Genomic DNA, 25,218 nt, shown 5'->3' on the forward strand with positions numbered 1-25,218 from the left:
AGTAAATTAAGAAAGAGCCCTTGTTACCAAAGCTGCGGTTTCGTCAGGAAGTGCTAACTTTAAAGCCGCTTCATGACCTTTTGTAGACATTTTTGCCCAGGTTTTTTTAATAATATCGACCATTTTATCATCCTTACTGTCATCTTTCAGTTTCGCTTCAAAATCAGCTAAATAATACTGAAGAAATACAAGGCAAATAACATCTTCCAGAGTCTGGGTTTCTTCATCTTTTTTAATCTTTTTCTTCTGAATTAAAAAAGCGACCCTATTTATAAAATCCTGATTGTAACCTACTTCTTCAAGAATTTCGCCAGTAATAGCGGCGTGTTTTTTCTTAAGATCATTCCGCCAGTTTAAATAACCTACTCTGTTCATTGGATATTCATCCCGCGGAGTTTGCCAGCGACAAATATGTTGAGCCCTTGCAGCAATTTGAAGTTCCTCTGAAGCTTCCGGTTCAAATTCCAGAAGTTGTTTGGTCATTCTTTCAGAATACAAAAGTTCTTTGGGATAGGTTTCTCCCTTATAAACTTCTTTATGTGGATCTTTGGAATTTTTTTTATCTATGCGCTCTATAGCCTCATCAAATTTGCTCATATACTTCCCTGAATTTTAATCTGAGAATCCAATATAAACATTTTCCTCTTCAATTTTCACAGGATATACAGCAATTTTAAATTCATCACCATTTAGATTAGATCCATCCTCCAGGGAGAATGTTTTCTTGTGCAATGGACAGGCAACTTTCGGGGTACCTTTTGCATCTCCAATCATTCCGCGGGATATAACCATCTCTAATTTATGCGGACAAAGATTTTGACATGCATACCATTTGGATCTTCGGGAGAAATTAAAAACGGCAATTTGTTTCATGCCATATTTTACACATCCACCGCCATCCTCAGGAAAGTCTGAAGTTTTTCCAGCATGAAACCAGTTTTTGACTTCTGCTTCATTTACAGTTTTATAGTTCTGAATTAAATTATCTATCATATCTTAAGATTTAATCGCCTACCAGGCTTTAGGCATTTTTTGATCACGCATAGGTACAAATTCCAGGTTATCATCGGAATCCTCGGAATTCACGAAGTGTTTAAACCTTTTCATCATTTCGGGATTTTCAATAGCTTCCTTCCACTCACAGGCATAATTATCTACCAGTTCCTGCATTTCCTGCTCCAGCTCTTCAGCAATACCAAGAGAGTCTTCAATAACCACTTCTTTAAGATATTCTATTCCGCCGTCAAGTTTTTCCAGCCAGGGAGCGGTTCTCATAAGTGGCGGCGCAGTACGAATGTAGTACATAAGGAATCTGTCCAGATATTTTATACAGGTTTCATCATCCAGTTGCTCTGCTAAAAGTATGGCGTGTTTTGGAGTTGCACCGCCGTTACCACAGACGTATAAATTCCAACCGCTTTCTACTGCAATAATTCCGAAATCTTTTCCCCGGGCTTCTGCACATTCTCTAATACATCCCGATACACCTCCTTTTAGTTTGTGTGGAGATCGTAATCCTTTGTATCGTTCTTCTATTCTTATGGCGTAACTCACGCTTTCGTGCATTCCATATCTACACCAGCTGGATCCAACACAACTTTTTACAGTTCTAAGGGATTTACCATATGCATGTCCGCTTTCAAAACCTGCGTCTATTAATTCTTTCCAGATGTGTGGTAATTGATGTAGCTCTGCTCCAAAAAGGTCAATACGTTGTCCTCCTGTAATCTTAGAATACAAATCATATTTTTTTGCAACAGCGCCCAGGACCATCAGTTTTTCGGGAGTAATTTCTCCTCCGGGAACACGTGGCACTACAGAGTAGGTTCCGTTTCGCTGAATATTGGCCAAAAATTTATCATTCGTATCCTGAATGGTCACCTGCCTGTTGGCAGTTTCCATATAAATACTCGCAAAAATTGAAGAAAGAGCAGGTTTACAAATTTCACAACCGTCCCCTTTTCCGAAGAGATTGAGCGCCTCATTATAATCTTTGATTTTATTGATCTTGATAAGGTCGTAAAGCTCCTGTCTGCTAAACTGAAAATGTTCGCAAAGGACTTCCTTTACCTCTTTCCCCATTGCTTTTAGAGAGCCGTTTACCAGGTCCACCACCATCGGCTTACACCCGCCGCATCCTGTGGTGGCTTTACTTGACTTAATTACATCTGCGAGATCGGTGCACTCACCACTTTCTATAGATTTACAAATAGCACCTTTAGTAACACTTTCACAAGAGCAAATTTGTGCAGAATCGGGAAAGTCCATGGCACTGCCAACAGCACCACTACCATCTTTGGACGGGATTATTAAATCTTCAGGATTTTTTGGAAGTTTCATCCCGTTTATAAAAATCTGAAACAGATTATTATAATCTGAAGAATCTCCTATAAGAATTCCTCCAAGTAATTTATCGCCTTCTTTACTTATATTAATTCGCTTGTAAATACCAGTACGTTTATTCTCATAAACAATCGTAGCGACATCATCATTATCTATAAAAGGATCTCCAAAACTTGCAACCTCTGTTCCTATAAGTTTCAATTGCGTAGACATATCGATAACATCCACCATTAATTTGTCGCCTCCGGTAATCTGCTCCACAGCTACCTGCGCCATATCATAACCTGGAGCCACGAGACCGTAGACACCCTCATTATAAAGCGCCACTTCTCCTATAGCATAAATGTGTTCTTCTGAAGTTCTCATTCTGTTATCTACCCAGATCCCGCCTTTTTTTCCGGTCTTAATTCCGGACTTTACAGCAAGTTCATCACGAGGTCGAATTCCTGCAGATATAATCAGCATATCTGTTTGAAGGGAAGTACCATCAGAAAAATCCATACGTTCCACTCCGTCTTCACCGGCAATTTCTATAGTAGCTTTTTCAAGATGTACACCTATACCCATGCTCTGGATTTTTGCCTTGAGCATTTCACTCGCCGGTTTATCAAGTTGCCGTGGCATAAGCCTGGGAGCAAATTCTATGACATCAGTTTTTAAACCAAGTTCCTTAGCTGCATTTGCAGCTTCAAGACCTAACAATCCACCACCGAGTACAGCTGCCCTGTTTTTTCCCTGCTCCTTAAGTTTTGATGCATAGGCCTTCATGGCATCCAGGTCTTCTATAGTTCTATAAACAAAAACACCAGCTTTATCTGAACCCTCCACGGGAGGAACAAAAGGATAAGATCCCGTTGCCAGAACAAGATAATCGTATTCAAATACGTGCTTTTTATACGTAACTACCTGCTTTTGACCGGGATGAATTTCACTAATTAATTCTGATGTACGTAACTCTATATTATTTTCACTGTACCAGCTCAAAGGAGCTAATAGGAGATCATCTGGTGACTCATTAGAAAAATATTCACTTAAGTGAACCCTATCATATGCTGAACGTGGTTCTTCCCCAAAAACCGTTACCTCAAATTCCTCCCGCTTATGACTGGCCATTAATTTTTCACAAAATTTATATCCAACCATACCATTTCCAACAATTATAATTTTTTTCATATCTAAGTATTTACAAAACAAATATAGATAAAAATACTTAGTACTTATACTTAGTTTTTAAATTTTTCAGTTAAATTCCATAATCGTAATTTATGATGCGATAAGAAATAGAAAAGACATTCAGGTATAAGAAAAAATTGTAAATCTTTAATTTGAACTAAAATTATTCGGCACTATAAACTAATATTGTGTTCACTCATTCATTGTAGCGACAAGGCCTTATAGATATAATTTTTATTTATTATTTTAGCATCAACTATTTTAAATATCTACCATTTTTATGGGTTCTATAACTGAGAAGCCACATGAGTTTCAGGCTGACATCGACGCGGTAAACCGTATTTCTATTGTTCCATCTATTCTTGACGTAATATGCCAGACGACCGGTATGGGTTTTGCCGTAATCGCCCGGGTAACCGAGGATCGATGGCTGGCCTGTAGCACTAAAGATGAACTTTCTTTCGGATTAAAGGCAGGTGACGAATTAAAAATTGAAACCACTTTTTGCCACGAGGTACGGCAGAGTTACAAACCGGTCGTCATAGACCACGTAGATGAAGACGACACCTTCTGTAATCATCCAACTCCTTCACTATATGGCTTCCAGAGTTATATTTCAATTCCTATATATAAGAAGGACAAATCTTTTTTCGGAACCTTATGCGCCCTGGATCCTAAACCTGCTAAGGTCAATAATTCCAAGATTATAGAAATGTTTAAGCTGTTCGCAGATCTTCTTTCTTTCCATCTTGATGCTGTGGAAAATCTTGAACAGAAAACTACTGAACTTAAAGAAGAACGTGAAGTTGCTGAATTACGGGAAAAATTTATTGCAATTTTAGGACATGATCTTCGAAATCCCTTAGGGACAATCAGGATGTGTTCAGACCTTTTACTACATCTTTCCACAGATGAAAAAGCACTAAAGTACGCATCCACCATCAAATCTACGTCCTACCGCATGCAGGCACTAATTGACAATATGCTGGATTTTGCACGTGGACATTTAGGAGATGGTATTAAATTAACCAAAGTAAAAGATCACGATTCGCTCAAAAATACACTAGATCAGGTACTGGTGGAAATTGCTGCCGTGGCGCCAGGCCAGGAAATAAAGTCTACTATAGATATAAGAAAATCTTTTTATTGTGATGAAGACCGTATAGCGCAGTTATTTTCGAATTTGCTGGGTAATGCCATTAAACATGGTTATGATAATCAACCTATAGAAGTAAAGGCATATAATGAGGATGGCTATTTTAAACTTGCCATAAGTAATGCAGGAGACAAGATTGCTTCGGAAGTAAAAAAGCATCTGTTTGATCCTTTCTACAGGCAGGATTCCGAATCCAGTAGTGGCGGTCTGGGCCTTGGTCTATACATCTCCTCTGAAATTGCCAAAGCTCATGGAGGAGAAATCCAGGTAGATTCTACAGAAGAGAAAACTACTTTCACCTTTATTATGCCTTGTAATTAGAAACGGATTATTCCTTTGATTCTTCAGCAGGTATGGTCGCATCCCGGTTTACATAAGCCGAGACAGAGCGTATAATATTATTGGCTATTGAATTTATTTGTTCCTGTGCCTCTTTATTAAAAGAACGGGTTTTTCCATCATTGTCGAAAAATGACCATTCGGTGGGGTCTCCTTCAAGAGCAAAGGTTGGCGCATCTGGACTGCTTACTTCTACAAGGCCAATATCGTAGCGAATCTCCTGATCCCTTAACCTAAATCCGACATCCATTATCACATCCCATTGGTAAATTTCCCCATTATCTTCCAGGACAATCCCCTGAGGCACAAACATCCGGAATTCTAAATATTCATAAGGAACATCCCTCACAAGGGCTTCTTCATAGTTATCTATGGTGTATTTTGCCCATAGAAAGATAGATTCATGCAAATCTGAATCTGTTTTTCCACTATATTCACGAATTACCGACTGCGTAAACCCCTCAGGAGTAATGGAGAATTTATCTGTGGTATTTGTGATTTGAGAAACTGAAATAAATGGGATTAATAATAAGATTAAACCTGCTATTGAGCTTTTCATTTTTGACTGTTTTTGAATTCCTTTCAAGATAACAAAAAGTCCGGCAGATGTATTTTAAAAAAATCTCAAGAAGTAACTCCTAAGTCCAAAATCAGGTTAAAAATTTGCTAATTATCGTGATCATGCTTGCTTTACCTTAAAGAGTTGTTATTTTGAGATGCACAAAAATATTCGTCTTATGAAATACAAAATGCTCGGAAATACAGATCTTAAAACCGCCCCCATCGTCTTTGGCGGAAACGTCTTTGGCTGGACGCTGGATGAAAAAAAATCATTTAAGATGCTGGACGAACTTTTAGAAAAAGGGCTAACAACTATAGATACAGCAGATGTTTATTCCCGCTGGGCAGAAGGAAATGATGGAGGAGAATCTGAGCGTATTATAGGCAAATGGATGAAGGAGCGCAGGGTACGCGATAAGATAAACCTTGCCACCAAGGCTGGCTCGAGCATGCAGCAGGGAGGAGACAAAGACATCTCCCGCTCTCATATTTTAAAAGCTTCAGAAGATTCTTTAAAACGCCTGCAGACTGATTATATCGATCTATATTATACACATTGGGATGATGATAAAACCCCGGTAGAAGAAACGCTGGAAACCTATCAGCAGCTGATAAAAGAGGGAAAAGTGAGATACATAGGAGCTTCCAATCTCTCTCCGGAAAGACTTCAGGCTTCTTTAGATGCTTCCAAAAATGAGAATCTGCCGAAATATGAAGTTTTTCAACCAGAATATAGCCTTATGGTAAGAGGGAAATTTGAAGGAAAAATCAGAGATATTTGTAAAGAGAATAACTTATCAGTGTTAAGTTATTTCTCACTGGCAAGTGGGTTCCTCACGGGAAAATATCAGAATAAAGAAGACATTAAAGGCAAAGAACGGGAAATGTTCTTAAAAGACTACTTCGATGAGAGAGGCAAAAATATCCTGAAGGTAATTCATGAAATTTCTGATGAACATATGGTTTCTGAAGCTGCCATAGCACTGGCCTGGCTCATAGAAAGACCCGGCATAACTGCTCCTATTGCCAGCGCTACAAAGAAATCTCACTTAAAAGCTTTTTTCGAGGCTATGGATATAAATTTATCTGAAGAGCAAATGCAACGGCTGAATAATGCAAGTGCATATTAAGGTTCCAGGTTTCAAGTTCGGAGTTCGGAGTTCGGAGTTCGGAGTTTGGAGTTTAAATAAACAAAAACTTTATATTGCTCCCCTCCTTTTTAAGGAGGGGTGACCGCAGGTCGGGGTGGTTTTGCTCCCCTCCTTTTTTAAGGAGGGGTGGCCGTAGGCCGGGGTGGTTTTGCTCCCCTCCTTTTTAAGGAGGGGTGGCCGTAGGCCGGGGTGGTAATACTTCCTGAGAACCGATAATTGACATTTTTAATATACTCTTCTATATTTCTGTTTCAATTATCTATTTTTTTTGCTTTCCTTTCTCTTCTATTTTTTCTTGCTTCTTGTATAGTAGCGAGATCAATTAGCAGAAAGTATTGCCCTCAGTTCTTCTGCGTTTACCTTTTGTTGATCTCCAGACTTCATGTTTTTCAGCGTATATTTTTCCTGAGCCATTTCTTCTTCTCCTGCCAATACCACAAACGGAATATTCCGTTTATTGGCATGGTTCATTTGTTTCTTCATTTTAGCCGAATCGGGAAAAAGTTCCGCAGTCACGTCTTCTTCCCGGAGTTTTCGCACAGCTTTAAGAGCATACAGCGCTTCTTTTTCACCAAAATTGATAAAAAGTACTCTCGTGTTTTCAGTAACGGCTGGAGGAAAGAGATCCAGCTCTTCCAGAACAAGAAAAATACGGTCCAAGCCAAAGGAAATGCCTACTCCGCTCATATTTTTAAGTCCGAAGATTCCGGTAAGATCATCATAACGACCGCCGCCGCCAATAGATCCCATTTTCACTTGCTGTGGTGCGGCAACTTCAAAAATTGCGCCGGTGTAATAATTGAGTCCACGCGCCAGCGTTACATCAAGGTCGATAATTGCCGTTTTAAGGGGCATGCTTAAAATGGCCTTCTGAATAAATTCCAGCTCTTCAATTCCCGCTTTTCCGGTTTCTGAAGTAGCCAGAATCTGCCTTAAAACCTCGATTTTTTCTGAAAAATCACCTTTCAAACTGAAAATTGGCTGAATTTTATCCAGGGCAGCTTCAGAAATGCCTTTTTCGAGCATTTCCTTCTTTACGCCTTCCTCGCCAATCTTGTCCAGCTTGTCCAAAGCAACTGTAAAGTCGATTAATTTGTCTTTTTCACCAATAACTTCAGCAAAACCAGACAAAATTTTACGATTATTGATTTTTATGGTCACTCCTTTTAAATTCAATGCTGAAAAAACAGCATCGTACAGCTGTACAAATTCAACTTCCTGCCATAAACTGTCACTCCCAACTACATCTGCATCGCACTGAAAAAATTCTCTGAACCTTCCTTTTTGCGGCCTGTCTGCTCTCCAAACGGGCTGGATCTGATACCTTTTAAAAGGAAATTCTATCTCATTTTGATGTTGTACCACATAACGCGCAAAAGGAACAGTAAGGTCGTAGCGCAGGGCTTTTTCACTAATTGAAGAGGTTATTTGAAGACTGTTCTTTTCCGAATAAGCCTTTTCGTCTGCCTTCCGAAGAAAATCTCCGGAATTCAGAATTTTAAAAATGAGCCTGTCACCTTCTTCTCCATATTTGCCCATCAATGTATCAGAATTTTCAAAACTCGGAGTCTCTATAGGTTGAAACCCAAATTTCTTAAACTGATGCTGAATATTTTCAATGATGTAGTTTCGTTTTGCCACCTCTGCCGGTGAAAAATCTCTTGTGCCTTTTGGAATAGAAGGTTTTTGTGCCATAAAAAATAATGACGGCTCATGCCGCTGTTTTAATTTGGTTATCTTAGACTCATGCATCAGCCTAACAGGAGTGCAAATATCTTAATTTTTGTACGAACCTGAACAAATTTTAAATTTTAAGTAACAATACTGTTTTTCCTGAGTCTAACCTTTAAGATCGAAATAATTTTTCATGTTTTCATTACTAAAAGAAAATATACGCATTGCCTTAACTTCTATTAGGAGTCAATCCCTTAGAACGATTCTTACGGTTCTTATTATTGCTATAGGAATTACAGCGCTGGTTGGGATTTTAAGTGCTGTTGCGGCTTTAGAAAACACCATAGGGAACAATTTTGCATCTATGGGAGCGAATACTTTTAATATTCAGCGTTACGATATTACTTTTCAGAGAAGCGGCGGTGGTGAAAGACAAAAGGTGAATCCTGTGATTACTTATCAGGAAGTAAAAAAGTTCGAAGAAAATTTTGCCTATCCTTTTTCCCAGACTGCAGTTTCTTTTACCGGTACCAATGCTGCGGAAATAAAACATGCCAATGAAAAAACAGATCCTGAAGTGGCTGTGATAGGTGCAAACGAAAATTTTCTCGACAACTCCGGACTTAAAATTGAAGAAGGGCGGGATTTCAACGTTTTTGATCTTCAGAACAATAATAATGTTGCCATATTGGGTGCCGATTTTAAAGAAGGTTTGTTTAATGGCCAAAATCCGGTAGATAAAATTATTAGTGTTCGGGGAGCAAAATTCCGGGTCATCGGCATTTTAGAATCAAAAGGTTCTACTTTTGGGAATAATCAGGATTTACGGGTAATTATTCCAATACAGCAGGCACGCTCGCTTTTTACACAGCCGTATATTAACTATAACGTGAGTGTAAAAGTAAATAATAAAGAATATTTGGAAGGCGCGCAGAGTGAAGCAATTATTACCTTCAGAAATATAAGAAAACTGAATCCAATAGAAGAAAATAATTTCGGAATCCAGCGCAGTGATGACCTTATAAACCGAATTCTTTCTATTACAGAATATCTAAATTATGCAGCCTGGGGAATATCTATAATCACGATCTTCGGATCCTCAATTGCACTTATGAATATTATGTTGGTTTCTGTTACCGAAAGAACCCGCGAAATTGGGGTAAGGAAAGCACTGGGAGCTAAAAAGGGTACAATTGCAGGTCAGTTTTTTATCGAAACTCTTTTAATCGGTCAGCTGGGTGGAATTCTCGGAATTTTACTCGGAATATTAATTGGTTACGGAGTGGCAAAATTTGCAGAATTTGACTTTACGACTCCCTGGGTTGCGATTATCTGGGCAACAGCAATTACTATCGTAGTGGCGATCCTTGCCGGAAGTTTCCCAGCCATAAAGGCTGCAAAACAGGATCCTATTGAATCGTTGAGATACGAATAAAGAATTGACAATTGTTAATTCATAATTGTCAATTGAAAGTTACTCCTGCACCACATCTTCAAAATACCGGTATAAATCACCTTTCGTAATATTTGCTCCCTGCCGAATAAGTGCAAAGATATCTTTATTCCGGTCGTCGCTCATAGCTTTTGTTGAAGTATAAATAGTTACAGAATCGTCCATAAGATTACTGCGCAACCAATTGTAACCGGTCTTGGAAGTTATATCGATTTCCTGACTTTCAACTTTAACCGCAATGAGGTTAATTGTAGCGGCAGTAATATGAAACATAAACATCTGGTTGGGAGAAAAGTGTTCAAGATATTCAACTTTATTTAAAACTCCTTCCCAGATAAGATCACTAAAAAGATCAAGTTCTTTTTCGGCTACTTCAGGTTTATTTACTTTTATATCTTTCCACTCTTCCGCAGTAATAGATTGCGTCGCCAGGAAATTAATAAACTCCTGGTGCATTTCTTCGAATTGTTCCTTTGTTAGTCTGCTATACTTCATAATGATATTCCTGAAAAAAGAAAAGCCTACTCATAAATGAGCAGGCTTAAAATTATAAGTAAAATAGATTAGGCTTCACCTACCACGTCGAAGGTAAAGTTTGAAATAACTTCACGATGAAAACGTAAAGTTGCTTCGTACTGTCCCAAACGCTTGATGTTTCCACCTGCAATGCTAATGTATTTTCTATCAATGCTTACTCCTTCTTTAGAAAGAGCCTCAGCTAAATCTGCATCTGTAATAGAACCAAACAATTTATCTCCAGCTCCTGATTTTGCAGTAAGCTTTATCTCGATATTGTTAAGTTTTTCAGCCTGAGCTTTAGCTTCATCTATATTCTTCTGTTCCTTGTAAGCTCTTTGCTTAAGAGTCTCAGCCAATACCTTTCTGGTTGACGGAGTTGCAAGTTCAGCATAACCCTGAGGAATTAAAAAATTTCTGCCGTAACCGTTTTTTACATTTACAACGTCATCTTTAAAACCTAATTTATCTACGTCTTTCTTAAGTATCAATTCCATAATTGCCTCTTTTTATTTTAATAAATCACCAACATATGGCATTAACGCTAAGTGACGGGCGCGCTTTACCGCAACAGCCACTTTTCTCTGGTATTTTAGAGAGGTACCTGTCAATCTACGAGGTAATAATTTCCCCTGGTCGTTTACCAAGCCCATAAGAAAATCTGGATCTTTATAGTCGATATATTTAATACCAGACCTTTTAAACCTACAATATTTCTTTGCTTTGGTAGTCTCTATATTAAGAGGAGTAAGATATCTTATCTCTCCGTCTTTTTTTCCTTTCGCTTGTTGTTCAATAGATGTAGCCATACTTACGCTTTTTCCTGGATTCGTGATCTTCTTTTGTCTGCCCAAGCTGCAGCATGCTTATCCAACCTTACAGTTAAATAACGCATCATACGCTCGTCTCTTCTAAATGCTAACTCCAACGGCTCAATAGACTCTCCCGGAGCTTCAAAATCAAACAGGTGGTAAAAACCACTTTTTTTGTGTTGGATTGCATAAGCTAATTTTTTTAGCCCCCAATCTTCTTTGGCTATCATCTTGGCACCTTTAGAAACAAGAAATTCTTCATATTTCTTAACTGTTTCCTTTATCTGATCATCAGATAAAACGGGATTCAAGATGAAAACAGTTTCATAACGATTCATAAAAATTTGTTTTAATTAAATTGGCTGCAAAAATAGAACTAATATTTATATTTACAAAGCCTTATTAAAAAGGATAAAAACTCATTTTTTAACGATGAAAATTAGCTTTGTCTTTGTATTTGACGAATTTAATGATTAATATTGTTAATACCTAACCTATCCTAATTACAGCGTGGAAGAAATACTACTCAAATGTGCAGTCGTAGATGATTCGAGTTTGCAACGTTTATCCATCGTCAAACTCATCAAGGATCATCCTCACCTAAAGCTGGTGGCCGAATATAATAATGCCATCGAAACTAAGAATGGACTGCTGGATAACGAAACCGACCTTATCTTTCTTGATATTGAAATGCCAATCCTTTCGGGGTTCGAGCTTCTGGACGACCTTCCTAATAAACCACAGATCATTTTTGTTACCGGGAAAACTAAGTATGCGTTTAAAGCCTTTGATTATGATGCGGTGGACTATATACACAAACCGGTTAATAAGGAGCGCTTTAATAACGCGGTAAGTAAAGCTATTAATCTTTTTAAGCTTAAACACCAGAACGCAACACCGGAAGATGAAGATTTTATCTTTGTAAAAAGTAATCTTAAAAACCGGAAAGTTTACCTTAACAGGCTTAAGTATATACAGGCTCTGGGAGATTATGTGAAATTTATAACCGAAAAAGATAATTTTGTAGTCCTGGCCACTATGAAGTCTTTTGAGAAGCAACTACCCAGCGACCGCTTTTTGCGTATCCATAAGTCCTATATTGTTAACCTTGAAAAAATAGAAAGGTACAATAGCAAAAATATTGAAATTGATAAGCAGAAATTACCTCTTAGCAGGCATAAGAAAAACAACCTTGTAGAAGCTCTAAGTGCTATTCAATAATATAAATAACAGGACCTCCCTACAGGTTCTGATTTTTATTTACTCCACATATCTCCTCTCCTTTACCTATAAATTCAGAACGACTTCAGATAATTTTTAAACGGGATCAACATTAATTACCACTTTTACACTTTTAAAAGCACCAATTGCTCTAAAACTGTTCATAATTTTATGCACAACCGTTTTTGTCTTCCCCAAAGACTGCTGCTGCGGAATTTTAAGTAAGATATTTTTATAATATTCATTTCGAATTCTGGCTACCGGAGGAAATTCGGGTCCTAACACATAGGGATCGAAGACATTATTCAATGATTTAGCCAGCCAGTCGCCGGCATCATTTGTCCTGGAATAATCCCGGCTTTTTAGTGTAAATCTTATAAGCCTGAAAAACGGCGGATATTGATAATTATAGCGCTCTTCCAATTGATCCTTGTACATCCCGGAATAATCATTGGTCGAAACCTGCTGAATTATCTGGTGATATGGATTATAGCTCTGAATTAATACTTTTCCTCTTTTCTTTGTTCTTCCCGCTCTTCCTGCTACCTGCAGCATAAGCTGAAAGCTGCGCTCATGCGCACGGAAATCGGGGAAATTTAACATGTTATCTGCATTCATAATTCCTACAAGACTTACGTGCCTGAAGTCCAAACCTTTCGTAAGCATTTGAGTTCCCACCAGAATATCGATTTCCTGTTGTTCAAAAGAGTTAATAATTTTTTCATATCCATATTTACCACGAGTAGTATCCTGGTCCATTCTGCCAATTGTATGATCGGGAAAAAGAGATTTCAATTCTGTTTCTATTTGCTCAGTTCCAAATCCCTTTGTCGAAATATCACTGCTATCACAAGCCATACATTTTTGTTGCATCGCAATGTGATAACCGCAATAATGACATCTAAGCTGGTTATTGTGATTATGGTAAGTAAGGCTAACATCGCAATTTGGACATTGCGGGGAATGTCCACAGGTATTACACTCCAGGATGGGAGAGAATCCGCGCCTGTTTTGGAAAAGAATCACCTGCTCTTCTTCTTTTAATGCAACTCTTATTTCCTCCAGCAGCCGGTCAGAAAAATGACCGGTCATTAATTTCTTTTTGTGTTTGGTCTTTATATCTACAACTTCAATTTCCGGAAGAAGCACATCACCATAGCGACGGTTAAGTTCCACAAGACCATATTTATGATGCTGTGCATTAAAATAAGATTCTAAAGAAGGAGTTGCAGATCCCAAAATTATATTAGCCTTAAAGAAATTTGCCAATACTACGGCCACGTCACGGGCATGATACCTTGGAGCAGGATCAAACTGCTTAAAGGTTCCTTCATGTTCTTCGTCCACCACAACAAGCCCTAAATTTGAAAACGGAAGAAAAATTGCAGATCTTGCCCCTATTACTATTTGACCCTTTTTATCATTCGCCAGAACATGCCGGTATACTTCAACACGTTCATTCATGGAATATTTACTATGAAAAACGAGCACCTGTTCTCCAAAATAGCTCTGCAGCCTTTGAATTAGCTGAGTTGTAAGGGCAATTTCCGGCAGCAGATACAAAGCCTGCTTTCCTTTTTTTAATGTTTCCTGAATTAACTGAATATAAATTTCCGTTTTTCCTGAAGAGGTAATGCCATGAAGAAGGCAAACCTCATCCTTGTGAAATTTCTCCTTTATATCACGATATGCTTTCTCCTGGTATTCATTAAACACAAGATCTGAACTTGGTGCATCTCCGGAATAAGTGTTTCTATCGGTCTCCAAAAAGTATTCTTCTAGAAAGCCTTTATCCAATAAACTCTTAAGAATTGCTGCTGAAGAATTACTTTTCTGAAGTAAATGTTTGACCTTAACAGGTTTTGAGCTCTGCGCCTTTAAACTGAAGAAATTCAGAACAATTTCCCGTTGCTTTGGAGCCCTCTCCAGCTCATCCAGTAATTTGTGCATTGCTTCCTCCCCGGAATGAGCTTCAGCTATGCGCACGAATCTTACCTTTTTTGGTTTGTACTGCTCATATACTTCCTGATTTAGTGCTACTATTCCTTTTTCCACAAGCCTGTTTATCACCGGCAGCGCATTTTTTCTATCCAGTAGCTGGGTGATTTCCTGTACTTTTAATGAAGACTGCCTGTGCAGTGCTTCTATTATAAGATATTCTTCATCATCCAGCTCTAAGTCGTCAGAATCGAGGGTAGTTATTAATTTTACTATACTTTCGCTTTCCAGCAAAAAAGCTCCCGGTACTGCAGCACGCAAAACGTCTCCTTCTGCACACATATAATAAGCAGAGATCCATTTCCAGAGTTTGAGCTGATGTTCTGTAATTAAAGCTTGCTTGTCGAGAATCTGATGTATAGGTTTTGCCTCGTAAACTTCTGGAGGGTTTTGATGAACATCGGCTACTATACCTGTATAGACCTTAGATTTACCAAAAGGAACAGTAACTCTCATCCCCCTCATAAGATATTCAGCTTCATACTTATCAATTGAATAAGTAAAACGTTTATCCAGTGGGAGTGGTAATATGACATCTATAAAAAACGGCATAGATATTATTTTTTCTTGTTTGATCTCCTGATCGTAAAATTAAAAAACCATTCCTGTCAAAGAAATGGTCTTTTAAAAATCGTTTTACAGCTCTATTCCAGTCTATCCCAGACTTTTGTTTTATAGAAAAAGGCTATGTACCCCCTAACATGCAATTTATCAGGATTCTCGGGATCGAGCCAAATTTTGCATCTATATTCTTTTCCGGATTTAGGATCTATGACTACCCCATCTTCGTAACCATCATCTGCTCGCTCCAGACCACGCATTATTACCAAGCCTTCCAAAGGGCGGTTGTGCAACGCACCTTCACATGCAGTACATCTTCTATCCCTGTCCTTCTCTTTCATTATTCTTTTAATCTTTCCGAAAACTTCATTATCCTGTTCGTAAACTTCAATTACAGAATTTACTTTCCCGTCTTCATTCCGGTTCTCCCATTTACCAAAAACCGTCTGAGCCTGAAGTGGCGTAAATAAATAAAGTCCCAGAACAAAAAAAACTAATAAATAAAATTTGGATGCCATTGCACTTATATGATTAAAATAATTATTTTCCCAGCATAGATTCTTTCAGATCATCATCTGCCGGATGATCTGCCAACCAAATTCCGAACAGAGCTTTTTTAAAATCCATTCCCTCTATTACCCCTTTTTTTTGTCCATTTTTAATTAATACGACACCTTTGCCAGGAGTATGAATAATATCAAAGACATCATCTTGTTTTATTTCTTCTTTTAAAAATCCAATTACTTTTTCTATTTCAAATGCAATGGGAGCTGTATTTCCATTGGTTGATTTTTCAAACCCTTCTTCAATTGCGTCGATCATTTTCTCACTGCTCACCATCTTGGACACGATGTGCAATTTAATAGCCATAGGTTCGTTTGCCGCCATAATTTTGCCGCCATCAGAAGATTTGGACTTAAGATATAACCCGGCAGCATAAAGATCTATCCAGAATTTTTCTCTCATCCCCGCTCCATTGAGGGTAAGATTTTGATCTTCAACAGTTAGTGTGCTAGGCAAGGTTGCATCTCCAACAGTCGTTTGGGCGAATGCCAGATTTATACTGCATAAAACAAGCGTAAGGGTTATAAATTTTTTCATGATTTAGGTTTTATTAATTCGAAAGTTATTCAATTTTTCCTCTTCATTTTTATTAATGATGCATTTAATTCAAATCCTAATAATAATACGTTAGAATTCAACCAGATATATACCATTAATATTAAAAGCGCCCCAATTGATCCATAAAGCTCATTATATGATGAGAAATTCTCTATGTATAATCCAAACAAATAGGTTGTAATCATAATCAGGATTGTAGTAAAGATTGCTCCTATAGAAAAAAATCTTGCCTGGCGAGCCTCTTTAGTCCCAAAGTAATAAAGGGTCGCCACGGCTACATATATTAAGAGTACGAAAGCAGTATATTTAACAAACCCTGTTCCTTCTCCATTACGTTCGACAAGACCCAGGTCATAAAGATCATCAACAGCATAAGTCAGGTAAACGGTGATTATTATGGTTATAAACAACAACAATGCCATGATAAAAGATACCCCTATTGCGACGAGGTATTGCCTTACTATAGATCTATTTCTTTCTGTGTGATATGAGAATTCAAATCCGGTGAAAATCGCATTTATTCCATTGGTCATTAAAAAAATTGAAAGAATAAAGGAAAGCGATAACAACCCGCCTCTTTGATTATCGGCAATATCATATAATATTTTATCGAAATATTCTACAGTATTTGGAGGCAGTAAATCGAGCATAAATGTGAGAAACTGCAATTGAAAATCGTCAATAAAATTTATATAAGGAACCAGGTTAAGGATAAAAAGCAGAAAAGGAAAAAGGGCCATAAAAAAACTAAAAGCAATCGCACTTGCCCGGGTAGAAAAGGTTCCTTTAACTATTCCTCCGGAATAGAGAATCCATAAATCATAAAGCGTTAGACCTTCGGAACCCGGAATTTTTACGTTCCTGGTTTTACTCTCCCCCCAATTGGAAAGGTCTTCCAGTTTAGATTTAACCCCCTTTTTAAAAGCCATCTTTTTAAATAGCTTTTAAGCTAAGGTCCATATTATGAACTGAATGTGTCAAAGATCCACTAGAGATATAATCTACACCACAATCAGCATATTTAGCTGCGGTTTCCAGAGTTATTCCTCCACTGGATTCTGTGAGACACTTACCGTCAATCAGTCCAATTGCTTTTCTGGTATCCTCATAATTAAAGTTATCGATTAAAATTCTATAAACCCCTTCTGACCTCAAAATTTCTTTTATCTCATCCAAATTCCGGGCTTCAACTATAATTTTGAGGTCCAGATTCTTTTCTTTAAGGTATTTTTCAGTTTTATCAATTGCCTTTGTGATACCTCCAGCAAAATCGATATGATTATCTTTAAGCATGATCATATCATAAAGCGCAAAACGATGATTCTCGCCACCTCCAATTTTTACTGCCCATTTTTCCAGTGCTCTAATTCCTGGTGTGGTTTTTCGGGTATCCAAAATTTGGGTGTTGCTTCCTCTAAGTCTATCAGCAAATTCTGCAGTTTTCGATGCAATAGCGCTCATGCGCTGCATACCATTTAGGACCAGACGCTCTGCCTTTAAAATAGACCGGGAACTACCTTCAACATAAAAAACTATATCGCGCCTTTTTACTCTTTCTCCATCCTTAATCTGCACATCCATAATAAGATCTGGATCCACGGCTTTAAATACCCGGCGGGCAAAATCTACACCAGCGATGACACCCTCATCCTTTACCAGTAATTTTGCTTTTCCTTTTGCACTCTCAGGAATACATGCAAGGGAACTGTGATCGCCATCTCCCACATCTTCCCGAACTGCATTGGAAATTATTAGTTCAATTTCTTTTTCAAATTGTGCGGCTGAGATCATTTTCAATACTTATTTTTGTAAATGTAGCAAAGTCTGCGCTAAATCTACAGAATGACTATAAAATTACTTTGCATAGGAAAGACAGATAATAAGCAGCTTCAGCAGTTAATTGAAGTTTACCTTAAACGCCTTCAGTTTTATAACAAATTTGAAACGGAGATTATACCAGATCTTAAAAAAGTCAAGAATCTGGATGAGAATCAGCAGAAAGTAAAGGAAGGAGAACAAATTCTTTCCAAAGTTCAAAACTCCGATTTTCTCGTACTATTAGACGAAAACGGAAAACAATTTTCTTCAGAAGCTTTTTCAGAATATATTCAAAAGCGCTTGAACAGTGGCTTAAAACAGCTCATTTTTGTAATAGGCGGACCCTACGGTTTTTCTGAAGCAGTTTACCAAAGAGCAAATTCGAAAATATCATTATCTAAAATGACGTTTTCACACCAAATGGCACGGCTCTTTTTTACCGAACAGGTTTATCGCGCTTTTACTATTCTTAGAAATGAACCTTATCACCACAAATAATATATGAAACTAGTTTTTGCCACTCATAACCGGAATAAATTAAAAGAAATAAACGCATTACTCCCTGACAGTATCACGCTTCTTTCCCTTGATGATATCGATTGTTTAGAAGATATTCCTGAAACTGCCGATACCATAGAAGGTAATGCTTTGTTAAAGGCACAATATGTGAAAAAAAATTACGGCTATGATTGTTTCGCAGATGACACAGGCTTAGAAGTGGAAGCTCTTTCAGGAGAACCGGGCGTATATTCTGCCCGTTATGCCGGCGAAGAAAAGAATGATGAAGCAAATATTCAGAAATTACTGGCTAACTTAAAGGACAGGCAAAACAGAAGAGCGCAATTTAAAACCGTTATTGCTCTTAGCCTTAATAATAACGAAGAACTTTTTACCGGAATCTGCGCAGGAAGTATATTAAAGGAGAAAAGAGGCACCAATGGCTTTGGTTATGATCCTGTTTTTAAACCTAAAGGCGAGGAACTTAGCTTTGCTGAAATGGAATTAAATAAAAAATCGGCAATAAGTCATCGTGGCAAAGCATTTGGCAAGTTAATTTCTTTTTTAAAGGAATAAGCAAAAAGATATAATGCTCAAAGCTGCAAACAATTACGTACCTTTGCAACTTATTTTAAAAAGATACATGAATAAATTCGAACAATTAGGTTTAAATTCCTCTATTTTAAGAGCTGTTGAAGATATGGGTTTTGAAAGCCCTAGTGAAGTACAAGAAAAAGCTATACCAATTTTACTGCAGGACGATACTGACATGGTCGCCCTGGCTCAAACAGGAACGGGAAAAACAGCGGCCTTTGGTTTTCCGCTAATTCAAAAGATCAATGCAGATGCAAGACATACACAGGCACTAATACTTTCGCCTACACGTGAACTATGCCTGCAGATTACCAATGAAATAAAAAATTATTCCAAGTACGAGAAATCTATAAATGCTGTCGCTATCTATGGTGGTGCCAGTATTACAGACCAGTCAAGACAGATCGAACGTGGAGCACAGATTATTGTAGCTACACCAGGAAGAATGCAGGATATGATCAACAGGAAACTTGTTGACATTTCCAGGATAGAATATTGTGTTCTTGACGAGGCCGATGAAATGCTCAATATGGGCTTTTTTGAAGATATTACTGCAATTTTATCTCATACCCCTAAAGAAAAAAACACCTGGCTATTTTCGGCGACAATGCCTAAAGAAGTCGCTACGATAGCCAAAAAGTTTATGCGTTCCCCTGTAGAAATTACGGTTGGAACAAAAAATATGGGAGCTAGTAATGTTTCTCATGAATACTATCTGGTAAATTCCCGCGATAGATACGCTGCTTTAAAGCGTCTTGCAGATGCAAATCCAGATATATTTTCAGTTATTTTTTGCCGTACCAAGAGAGATACCCAAAAAGTAGCTGAAAGATTAATTGAAGATGGATATAGTGCTGCTGCTCTACATGGCGATTTGAGCCAGAACCAGAGAGACCTGGTAATGAAAAGTTTTAGAAGCAGACAAATCCAGATGCTTGTAGCTACAGATGTTGCAGCGAGAGGAATTGATGTTGATGATATTACACACGTAATTAATTACCAGTTACCAGACGAAATTGAAACTTACACCCACAGGAGTGGTAGAACCGGTAGAGCTGGAAAGAGCGGTGTTTCTATGGTAATTATTTCCAAAAGCGAGCTTAGAAAGATAAAAAGTATTGAACGGATCATTGGCCAGTCCTTTGAGCAAAAAGACATTCCTGACGGGATGGAAATTTGCCGCGTTCAGCTATTCCATCTTGCAAATGATATAAAGGACACAAAGATAAATCATGAAATTGAGCCCTATTTACCAAGCATTACAGAAGTTCTTCAGGATTTCTCTAAAGAAGAATTAATTAAAAAGGTTTTTTCTGTTGAGTTTACAAGATTCTTTAACTACTATAAAAATGCTCCCGATCTTAGCTCTAAGAACTCAGGAGGAGTAGCTTCTTCAGATACTAACTCCACCCGTTATTTTATTAATGTAGGTTCTAAAGACGATTTTGATTGGATGAGCCTGAAGGATTTCCTAAAAGCTACTTTAGATCTTGGAAGAGATGACGTTTACAAGGTAGATGTTAAAGAGAGTTTTTCATTCTTTAACACCGATGCTGCACATACAGATAAAGTACTGGAGACATTTAATGAATTTAAACACGATGGCAGGCACGTAAATGTTGAAGTAACTAAAGATTCCGGCAAAGAAAACCGCGGCGGTGGCGTTGGTGGAAAAAGGAATTTTTCAGACAAAAAGAAGAGGTCTTTTAAATCAAATTCAGATGGAGGATCTCGCAGAAGATCTGGTGGAAATGATGATTCTAAAGGAAGAAGCAGAGGAAAGAAAGCAGGTAGCCGAAACAAGAATATTGAAAGTTCTATAAAAAGAAGACGTTCTAAGAATTAATTTCAGATAATAAGAAATCTGGCATTATTTTTTATAGGTATTTCATATTTTAGGCCCCAATCGTGATGAAAAAGAACTTCCTACTCTTAATTTTATTATTCTTTGGTTACTGTGGTTTTGCACAGGATATGGTTAATGGTGTGGTTATGAATGCTGCCGACGACAGGCCTATAGAAAGGGTTCATATCGTAAACCTTAATCAGGTAAAAGGAACTATAACCAACGAGGAAGGTGAGTTTGAACTGCAGGCTACTGTTAATGATACTTTATACTTTTCCTATCTGGGATTTAGATCAATAAAAGTGAGAGTCACGAATGACTGGCTAAAGTATGGCAATGTAAAAGTAAAAATGACCGAACTGGGAATAGCTTTGGAAGAAGTAGTTCTTAGTCCGGTTACGCTTACCGGGTACTTAGAGATTGATGCCAAAAACATTCCTATTTACGAGAATTACAGGTACAGTATTTCTGGTCTAAATACGGGATATGAAGGGGGAGATAATTCTCCCAATGCTGTCACCCGGGTTCTCGGATCCATTTTTAATCCTGCTGATGTGCTTCATAATATTTTTGGGAAACGTCCCAAACAGATGCTGAAACTAAGACAGATGAAGGAAGAAGATGAAATAAGAAAACTTCTTCAGAATAAATACGACCGCGAAACACTTACCGCAATTCTTCAGGTAGAAAAATCAGAAATAAATGAAATCCTGCTGAGATGCAACTATTCAAAAGATTTCATGAAAACAGCTAATGACCTGCAAATACTTGATGCAATAAGTGGGTGTTACGAAGAGTTTAAAGTTCTCCAAAGGTAGATTCAATGTTTCTCAAGGATCTCCTTAAGATTCTTTAAACCTTCTTCAATTTTTTTTGCAAGTAGACGGTCCACACCGTAAAAAAGGCTGATTATGGTTAGTGGAAAGGGTATATACCCTCTTACTCCCCAAACCATTTTAGTTTTTTCCGGCTCTATTTCTTTTACACCTATATATGTTAGTGCATTAAGCTTAAAGGGCTTTATAAAAAGTATTTTTGTCTCTATCACCTTGCCCTGACGTACTTTTACAATTCTTTGAATTCCCTCGCCAACTTTGCTGTTACCTTTCCAGTAGAAGGAAGCTTCAAGCTTACCATCTATTCCCTTATATTTTAGACAAGCTTCTGGATCTCTATTAAACCAGGGCATCCATTGAGGCTGCTTTCGCAATTGACGTACGAAACCAAAGACTTCTTCCCGGGACCCGTTGATAACAATCGTTCGACTTAAATCATATTCCTTTTTTGCCCATGCGTGCAGGAAGGCAAAAAAAGTTATGATGGCAATTATTATATAAAAAAATAAGGTCATCGGGAACTTTAATAAGTTTGAAAAGTTACTAATAAATTTATGATCTCAGGAAATCTTCTTTTAATTTGTCTGAATTCTTCAGGCTTTTTTCAGCCCATGCCAAATGTAATTCAAATTTCTCCTTTTCAGTTAGCTGCCAACTGTAAGAACTTGTTTTTAATCGGGAAATGACGGATTGTAAAATAACGGCCGCAGAAACGGAAATATTTAAACTTTCTGTAAATCCATACATCGGTATCTTCACTGTGGCATCTGCACTTCTGATAAAATCACGTGATAATCCATTCTTCTCTGTACCAAAGAACATGGCGGCAGGTGACGAAATATCAAAATCCTGAAGTAAATCTGCATCTTCATGAGGACTGGTTGCAACAATTCTGTATCCTTTTTTCCGCAACTGAGCGATGCAGCTATCTGTTGAGTTATACCTGTTCACATCTACCCATTTCTGTGCACCCATAGCAATTTCCTTATCGATTCTTCTCGGGTTCCTTTCTTCAATAACATGAATATTTTGTACTCCAAATACATCACAACTTCTTAAAACAGCACTGGTGTTATGAAGTTGAGAAACATCCTGGGTGGCAACCGTAAAGTAATTAGTTCTCTCTGACAGCACTTTTTCAAATAGCATTCTTCTTCTTGGAGTAAGGAAGTTTAACAGGTGATTTAGTAGTTCTTGAGTCATGGGACATAAAAGTAAAAAATACATTTAAATATTAGCTCTCCGGGTAATAATAATTCTTCACCTAAAAACTGGCATTTTTACTAGTCTATGATTGGGGAAACAAGAATGCAAATATAATCTACAAAATCTAGCCCTGTTCTCAAGCCAGGAGTACTAGACCCACTGGTAGAAAAAAATATTTGAGTATCTTTTGATTTTTAATAATGATCAACCAAAATTAAAATTGTTATCCTATGAGAAATATTGTTGTTCTTACCGGTGCAGGAATTAGCGCAGAAAGCGGAATTAAAACCTTTCGTGATGCTGATGGACTTTGGGAGGGGCATGATGTCATGGAAGTAGCCTCTCCTGCCGGATGGCATAATAACATGGAATTGGTACTGGATTTCTATAACAAGCGCAGAAAACAACTCCTACAAGTAGAGCCGAACGCTGCCCATTATGCACTGGCTGAACTTCAGGACTTCTTTAATGTGAAAATAATCACACAAAATATTGATGATTTGCACGAACGTGCAGGAAGTAAGAACGTAACCCACTTGCATGGTGAATTACTGAAGGTAAGAAGTACTTTTGATGAAGATCTTGTAATGGACTGGAAAAAAGATCTCTCTGTAGGAGACTTTTGTGAACATCATCACCAGCTAAGACCGCACGTTGTGTGGTTTGGAGAAGCTGTACCCATGTTCTTAAAAGCTTCTCAAATATGTTCTGAAGCACATATCCTGTTGATAATCGGGACTTCTATGCAGGTCTATCCCGCTGCAGGTCTTATTGATTTTGCACCGGAAGGTATACCAGTCTATTTTATCGATCCTAAGCCTAACATATCAAGTTCTGAAAACCTAAAAATAATTCCTGAAAAAGCTTCAGTTGGTGTCCCGCGCTTAGTAGATGAATTCACTAAGATGAAAACCTAAAAAATAGCATAGGATGGACTAAAAAAAATTAGAGGAAGCCCTATCTTTACTCTTTTAATTTTTAAACTACTATAATGACAGCGCTTACTGCAATTTCACCTATAGACGGTAGATATCATTCGAAAACCCAGGAACTTTCTTCTTATTTTAGCGAAGAAGCCCTCATAAAATATAGAGTAAAAGTTGAAGTCGAATATTTCATAGCTTTATGTGAGTTACCACTTCCGCAATTAAAAGCTGTAGAATCTTCTGTATTTCCCAAATTAAGAGCTATTTATGAATCCTTTACTACTGAAGATGCCCTCGCTATTAAGGATATAGAAAAAGTTACTAATCATGATGTAAAGGCCGTAGAATATTTTTTAAAAGAAGAATTTAATAAACTGGGGCTTGAAGATTCTAAAGAATTTATACACTTTGGTCTCACTTCTCAGGACATAAATAATACGGCAATTCCGCTAAGTATAAAAGATGCTATTGCTGTCGTTTATTTACCCTGTGTCAATGAAGTTCAACAGAAGCTAACTCAATTGGCTAAAGATTGGTCTGCCATTCCACTGTTAGCCCGTACACATGGACAACCCGCCTCCCCTACCCGTTTGGGTAAGGAAATTGAAGTATACATTACCAGATTGGAGGCACAACTGGATATGTTAAATTCTGTTCCACATGCCGCAAAATTTGGTGGTGCTACAGGAAATTATAATGCACATCAAGTGGCGTATCCAGAAATTGACTGGAAAGAATTTGGATCTGATTTTGTCAAAAATAAGCTGGGACTTCACCATTCTTTCCCAACTACTCAAATAGAGCACTACGACCATATGGCGGCGCTCTTTGATGCTTTAAAACGCATAAACACAATTCTTCTGGATTTGGATCGCGATATCTGGACTTATGTCTCCATGGACTATTTTAAACAGAAAATCAAGAAAGGGGAAATTGGATCTTCAGCAATGCCGCATAAAGTTAATCCAATTGATTTCGAAAACAGCGAAGGAAACCTGGGAATAGCAAATGCAATATTTGAACACTTGTCTTCAAAGTTACCTGTGAGCAGATTACAGCGCGACCTGACAGACAGTACGGTCCTAAGGAACGTCGGTGTGCCCATTGGCCATACCTTAATAGCTTTCAAGTCGACGTTAAAAGGACTGAATAAGTTACTGCTAAACGAAGAAAAATTAAATGCTGATCTCGAAAACAACTGGGCTGTAGTTGCAGAAGCGCTCCAGACCATCTTAAGGAGGGAAGGCTTTAAAAATCCTTATGAAGCATTAAAAGGACTCACACGCACCAACGAAAAAATAAATAGAAAGAGTATAGCCGATTTTATTGAAACGTTAGATGTTTCTGAAGATATCAAGAAAGAAATGCGCGTAATAACACCACAAAACTATACAGGAATATAACGATTTGGAGA

The 25,218-nt window shown here is 37.8% G+C and carries 26 protein-coding genes; 10 read left to right on the top strand and 16 right to left on the bottom strand.

The window, feature by feature from the left end; all coding sequences use genetic code 11:
* Window positions 1–6: 6 nt before the first annotated feature.
* Genes RM541_RS08970 through nirB form a run of 3 tightly spaced genes read right to left on the bottom strand, consistent with a single transcriptional unit; the run spans window position 7 to window position 3,516 of the window.
* Complete coding sequence (locus RM541_RS08970) at window positions 7–597, bottom strand: DUF4202 domain-containing protein (protein ID WP_311499823.1); 591 nt, start codon at window positions 595–597, stop codon at window positions 7–9.
* Window positions 598–612: 15 nt separating this feature from the next.
* Window positions 613–993, bottom strand: a complete 381-nt coding sequence (nirD, locus tag RM541_RS08975; protein WP_432264671.1) for a nitrite reductase small subunit NirD — start codon at window positions 991–993, stop codon at window positions 613–615.
* An 18-nt stretch (window positions 994–1,011) separates the two neighbouring features.
* The gene (nirB, locus tag RM541_RS08980) at window positions 1,012–3,516 is read right to left on the bottom strand and encodes a nitrite reductase large subunit NirB (RefSeq protein WP_311499824.1); all 2,505 of its coding nucleotides are present in this window, start codon (window positions 3,514–3,516) and stop codon (window positions 1,012–1,014) included.
* Between the two features lie 280 nt (window positions 3,517–3,796).
* Between nirB and RM541_RS08985 the strand changes: the two genes are divergently transcribed.
* Window positions 3,797–4,993 (top strand): GAF domain-containing sensor histidine kinase, encoded by a 1,197-nt coding sequence (locus RM541_RS08985; protein WP_311499825.1) that lies wholly within the window; start codon window positions 3,797–3,799, stop codon window positions 4,991–4,993.
* 7 nt (window positions 4,994–5,000) lie between these two features.
* On the opposite strand, the gene RM541_RS08990 is transcribed toward RM541_RS08985, so the two are convergent.
* A complete protein-coding gene (locus tag RM541_RS08990; protein WP_311499826.1) occupies window positions 5,001–5,570 on the bottom strand; it encodes a hypothetical protein in 570 nt (189 codons plus the stop codon).
* Between the two features lie 178 nt (window positions 5,571–5,748).
* Between RM541_RS08990 and RM541_RS08995 the strand changes: the two genes are divergently transcribed.
* Entirely contained in the window at window positions 5,749–6,702 is a 954-nt protein-coding gene (locus tag RM541_RS08995) for an aldo/keto reductase (protein WP_311499827.1), read from the top strand.
* 339 nt (window positions 6,703–7,041) lie between these two features.
* Here the strand turns inward: RM541_RS08995 and hisS are convergent, their stop codons facing one another.
* Complete coding sequence (hisS, locus tag RM541_RS09000) at window positions 7,042–8,418, bottom strand: histidine--tRNA ligase (RefSeq protein ID WP_311499828.1); 1,377 nt, start codon at window positions 8,416–8,418, stop codon at window positions 7,042–7,044.
* Between the two features lie 172 nt (window positions 8,419–8,590).
* On the opposite strand from hisS, the gene RM541_RS09005 reads away from it, so the two are divergent.
* Window positions 8,591–9,832: an ABC transporter permease gene (locus tag RM541_RS09005; RefSeq protein ID WP_311499829.1), complete on the top strand. Its 1,242-nt coding sequence runs from the start codon at window positions 8,591–8,593 to the stop codon at window positions 9,830–9,832.
* A 39-nt stretch (window positions 9,833–9,871) separates the two neighbouring features.
* On the opposite strand, the gene RM541_RS09010 is transcribed toward RM541_RS09005, so the two are convergent.
* The 4 genes from RM541_RS09010 to rpsF form a co-directional block, all read right to left on the bottom strand.
* Window positions 9,872–10,345 carry a DUF6495 family protein gene (locus RM541_RS09010; RefSeq protein WP_311499830.1) on the bottom strand — a complete coding sequence of 158 codons (474 nt, stop codon included), beginning with the start codon at window positions 10,343–10,345 and terminating at the stop codon, window positions 9,872–9,874.
* Between the two features lie 68 nt (window positions 10,346–10,413).
* Entirely contained in the window at window positions 10,414–10,863 is a 450-nt protein-coding gene (gene rplI, locus RM541_RS09015; RefSeq protein ID WP_311499831.1) for a 50S ribosomal protein L9, read from the bottom strand.
* 12 nt (window positions 10,864–10,875) lie between these two features.
* The gene (rpsR, locus tag RM541_RS09020) at window positions 10,876–11,175 is read right to left on the bottom strand and encodes a 30S ribosomal protein S18 (protein ID WP_311484368.1); all 300 of its coding nucleotides are present in this window, start codon (window positions 11,173–11,175) and stop codon (window positions 10,876–10,878) included.
* A 2-nt stretch (window positions 11,176–11,177) separates the two neighbouring features.
* Complete coding sequence (rpsF, locus tag RM541_RS09025) at window positions 11,178–11,516, bottom strand: 30S ribosomal protein S6 (RefSeq protein WP_311499832.1); 339 nt, start codon at window positions 11,514–11,516, stop codon at window positions 11,178–11,180.
* Window positions 11,517–11,688: 172 nt separating this feature from the next.
* Here rpsF and RM541_RS09030 point away from each other — a divergent pair, with 172 nt between their 5' ends.
* On the top strand, window positions 11,689–12,399 hold the full coding sequence (locus RM541_RS09030) for a LytR/AlgR family response regulator transcription factor (protein WP_311499833.1): 711 nt from the start codon (window positions 11,689–11,691) through the stop codon (window positions 12,397–12,399).
* A gap of 96 nt (window positions 12,400–12,495) precedes the next feature.
* Here the strand turns inward: RM541_RS09030 and priA are convergent, their stop codons facing one another.
* The 5 genes from priA to nadC all read right to left on the bottom strand — a co-directional run bounded on the left by priA (window position 12,496) and on the right by nadC (window position 17,871).
* Complete coding sequence (priA, locus tag RM541_RS09035) at window positions 12,496–14,949, bottom strand: replication restart helicase PriA (RefSeq protein ID WP_311499834.1); 2,454 nt, start codon at window positions 14,947–14,949, stop codon at window positions 12,496–12,498.
* Between the two features lie 92 nt (window positions 14,950–15,041).
* Window positions 15,042–15,476, bottom strand: coding sequence for a DUF2147 domain-containing protein (locus RM541_RS09040; RefSeq protein ID WP_311499835.1), 435 nt, complete (start codon window positions 15,474–15,476; stop codon window positions 15,042–15,044).
* A gap of 22 nt (window positions 15,477–15,498) precedes the next feature.
* The gene (locus tag RM541_RS09045) at window positions 15,499–16,059 is read right to left on the bottom strand and encodes a chalcone isomerase family protein (RefSeq protein ID WP_311499836.1); all 561 of its coding nucleotides are present in this window, start codon (window positions 16,057–16,059) and stop codon (window positions 15,499–15,501) included.
* A gap of 29 nt (window positions 16,060–16,088) precedes the next feature.
* On the bottom strand, window positions 16,089–17,009 hold the full coding sequence (locus RM541_RS09050) for a YihY/virulence factor BrkB family protein (RefSeq protein ID WP_311499837.1): 921 nt from the start codon (window positions 17,007–17,009) through the stop codon (window positions 16,089–16,091).
* Window positions 17,010–17,013: 4 nt separating this feature from the next.
* The gene (gene nadC, locus RM541_RS09055; protein ID WP_311499838.1) at window positions 17,014–17,871 is read right to left on the bottom strand and encodes a carboxylating nicotinate-nucleotide diphosphorylase; all 858 of its coding nucleotides are present in this window, start codon (window positions 17,869–17,871) and stop codon (window positions 17,014–17,016) included.
* Between the two features lie 51 nt (window positions 17,872–17,922).
* Here nadC and rlmH point away from each other — a divergent pair, with 51 nt between their 5' ends.
* From rlmH to RM541_RS09075, 4 genes are all read left to right on the top strand, one after another.
* The gene (gene rlmH / locus RM541_RS09060) at window positions 17,923–18,396 is read left to right on the top strand and encodes a 23S rRNA (pseudouridine(1915)-N(3))-methyltransferase RlmH (RefSeq protein WP_311499839.1); all 474 of its coding nucleotides are present in this window, start codon (window positions 17,923–17,925) and stop codon (window positions 18,394–18,396) included.
* Window positions 18,397–18,399: 3 nt separating this feature from the next.
* Complete coding sequence (locus RM541_RS09065; RefSeq protein WP_311499840.1) at window positions 18,400–18,972, top strand: non-canonical purine NTP diphosphatase; 573 nt, start codon at window positions 18,400–18,402, stop codon at window positions 18,970–18,972.
* Between the two features lie 67 nt (window positions 18,973–19,039).
* Window positions 19,040–20,836, top strand: coding sequence for a DEAD/DEAH box helicase (locus tag RM541_RS09070; protein ID WP_311499841.1), 1,797 nt, complete (start codon window positions 19,040–19,042; stop codon window positions 20,834–20,836).
* 65 nt (window positions 20,837–20,901) lie between these two features.
* A complete protein-coding gene (locus tag RM541_RS09075; RefSeq protein WP_311499842.1) occupies window positions 20,902–21,654 on the top strand; it encodes a carboxypeptidase-like regulatory domain-containing protein in 753 nt (250 codons plus the stop codon).
* 2 nt (window positions 21,655–21,656) lie between these two features.
* On the opposite strand, the gene RM541_RS09080 is transcribed toward RM541_RS09075, so the two are convergent.
* Together RM541_RS09080 and RM541_RS09085 are read right to left on the bottom strand one after the other, a co-directional pair.
* Window positions 21,657–22,187: an SRPBCC family protein gene (locus tag RM541_RS09080; protein WP_311499843.1), complete on the bottom strand. Its 531-nt coding sequence runs from the start codon at window positions 22,185–22,187 to the stop codon at window positions 21,657–21,659.
* A 37-nt stretch (window positions 22,188–22,224) separates the two neighbouring features.
* Entirely contained in the window at window positions 22,225–22,875 is a 651-nt protein-coding gene (locus RM541_RS09085) for a TrmH family RNA methyltransferase (protein ID WP_311499844.1), read from the bottom strand.
* 233 nt (window positions 22,876–23,108) lie between these two features.
* Here RM541_RS09085 and RM541_RS09090 point away from each other — a divergent pair, with 233 nt between their 5' ends.
* Window positions 23,109–23,795: an SIR2 family NAD-dependent protein deacylase gene (locus RM541_RS09090; protein WP_311499845.1), complete on the top strand. Its 687-nt coding sequence runs from the start codon at window positions 23,109–23,111 to the stop codon at window positions 23,793–23,795.
* Between the two features lie 74 nt (window positions 23,796–23,869).
* Window positions 23,870–25,207 carry an adenylosuccinate lyase gene (purB, locus tag RM541_RS09095; RefSeq protein WP_311499846.1) on the top strand — a complete coding sequence of 446 codons (1,338 nt, stop codon included), beginning with the start codon at window positions 23,870–23,872 and terminating at the stop codon, window positions 25,205–25,207.
* Window positions 25,208–25,218: the final 11 nt, after the last annotated feature.

Origin of the sequence: Autumnicola psychrophila (assembly GCF_031846645.1) — a bacterium.
Taxonomy (GTDB): Bacteria; Bacteroidota; Bacteroidia; order Flavobacteriales; family Flavobacteriaceae; genus Autumnicola; species Autumnicola psychrophila.

Coding starts and splice junctions, on each gene's coding strand:
- rpsF (WP_311499832.1), bottom strand. CDS start 11,516: ATGAATCGTTATGAAACTGTTTTCATCTTGAATCCCGTTTTATCTGAT.
- RM541_RS09075 (WP_311499842.1), top strand. CDS start 20,902: ATGAAAAAGAACTTCCTACTCTTAATTTTATTATTCTTTGGTTACTGT.
- nirB (WP_311499824.1), bottom strand. CDS start 3,516: ATGAAAAAAATTATAATTGTTGGAAATGGTATGGTTGGATATAAATTT.
- RM541_RS09010 (WP_311499830.1), bottom strand. CDS start 10,345: ATGAAGTATAGCAGACTAACAAAGGAACAATTCGAAGAAATGCACCAG.
- RM541_RS08985 (WP_311499825.1), top strand. CDS start 3,797: ATGGGTTCTATAACTGAGAAGCCACATGAGTTTCAGGCTGACATCGAC.
- RM541_RS09080 (WP_311499843.1), bottom strand. CDS start 22,187: ATGACCTTATTTTTTTATATAATAATTGCCATCATAACTTTTTTTGCC.
- RM541_RS09040 (WP_311499835.1), bottom strand. CDS start 15,476: ATGGCATCCAAATTTTATTTATTAGTTTTTTTTGTTCTGGGACTTTAT.
- priA (WP_311499834.1), bottom strand. CDS start 14,949: ATGCCGTTTTTTATAGATGTCATATTACCACTCCCACTGGATAAACGT.
- nirD (WP_432264671.1), bottom strand. CDS start 993: ATGATAGATAATTTAATTCAGAACTATAAAACTGTAAATGAAGCAGAA.
- RM541_RS09070 (WP_311499841.1), top strand. CDS start 19,040: ATGAATAAATTCGAACAATTAGGTTTAAATTCCTCTATTTTAAGAGCT.
- purB (WP_311499846.1), top strand. CDS start 23,870: ATGACAGCGCTTACTGCAATTTCACCTATAGACGGTAGATATCATTCG.
- RM541_RS09085 (WP_311499844.1), bottom strand. CDS start 22,875: ATGACTCAAGAACTACTAAATCACCTGTTAAACTTCCTTACTCCAAGA.
- nadC (WP_311499838.1), bottom strand. CDS start 17,871: ATGATCTCAGCCGCACAATTTGAAAAAGAAATTGAACTAATAATTTCC.
- rplI (WP_311499831.1), bottom strand. CDS start 10,863: ATGGAATTGATACTTAAGAAAGACGTAGATAAATTAGGTTTTAAAGAT.
- RM541_RS09090 (WP_311499845.1), top strand. CDS start 23,109: ATGAGAAATATTGTTGTTCTTACCGGTGCAGGAATTAGCGCAGAAAGC.
- RM541_RS08990 (WP_311499826.1), bottom strand. CDS start 5,570: ATGAAAAGCTCAATAGCAGGTTTAATCTTATTATTAATCCCATTTATT.
- RM541_RS09065 (WP_311499840.1), top strand. CDS start 18,400: ATGAAACTAGTTTTTGCCACTCATAACCGGAATAAATTAAAAGAAATA.
- RM541_RS09005 (WP_311499829.1), top strand. CDS start 8,591: ATGTTTTCATTACTAAAAGAAAATATACGCATTGCCTTAACTTCTATT.
- RM541_RS09045 (WP_311499836.1), bottom strand. CDS start 16,059: ATGAAAAAATTTATAACCCTTACGCTTGTTTTATGCAGTATAAATCTG.
- hisS (WP_311499828.1), bottom strand. CDS start 8,418: ATGGCACAAAAACCTTCTATTCCAAAAGGCACAAGAGATTTTTCACCG.
- RM541_RS08995 (WP_311499827.1), top strand. CDS start 5,749: ATGAAATACAAAATGCTCGGAAATACAGATCTTAAAACCGCCCCCATC.
- rlmH (WP_311499839.1), top strand. CDS start 17,923: ATGACTATAAAATTACTTTGCATAGGAAAGACAGATAATAAGCAGCTT.
- RM541_RS08970 (WP_311499823.1), bottom strand. CDS start 597: ATGAGCAAATTTGATGAGGCTATAGAGCGCATAGATAAAAAAAATTCC.
- rpsR (WP_311484368.1), bottom strand. CDS start 11,175: ATGGCTACATCTATTGAACAACAAGCGAAAGGAAAAAAAGACGGAGAG.
- RM541_RS09050 (WP_311499837.1), bottom strand. CDS start 17,009: ATGGCTTTTAAAAAGGGGGTTAAATCTAAACTGGAAGACCTTTCCAAT.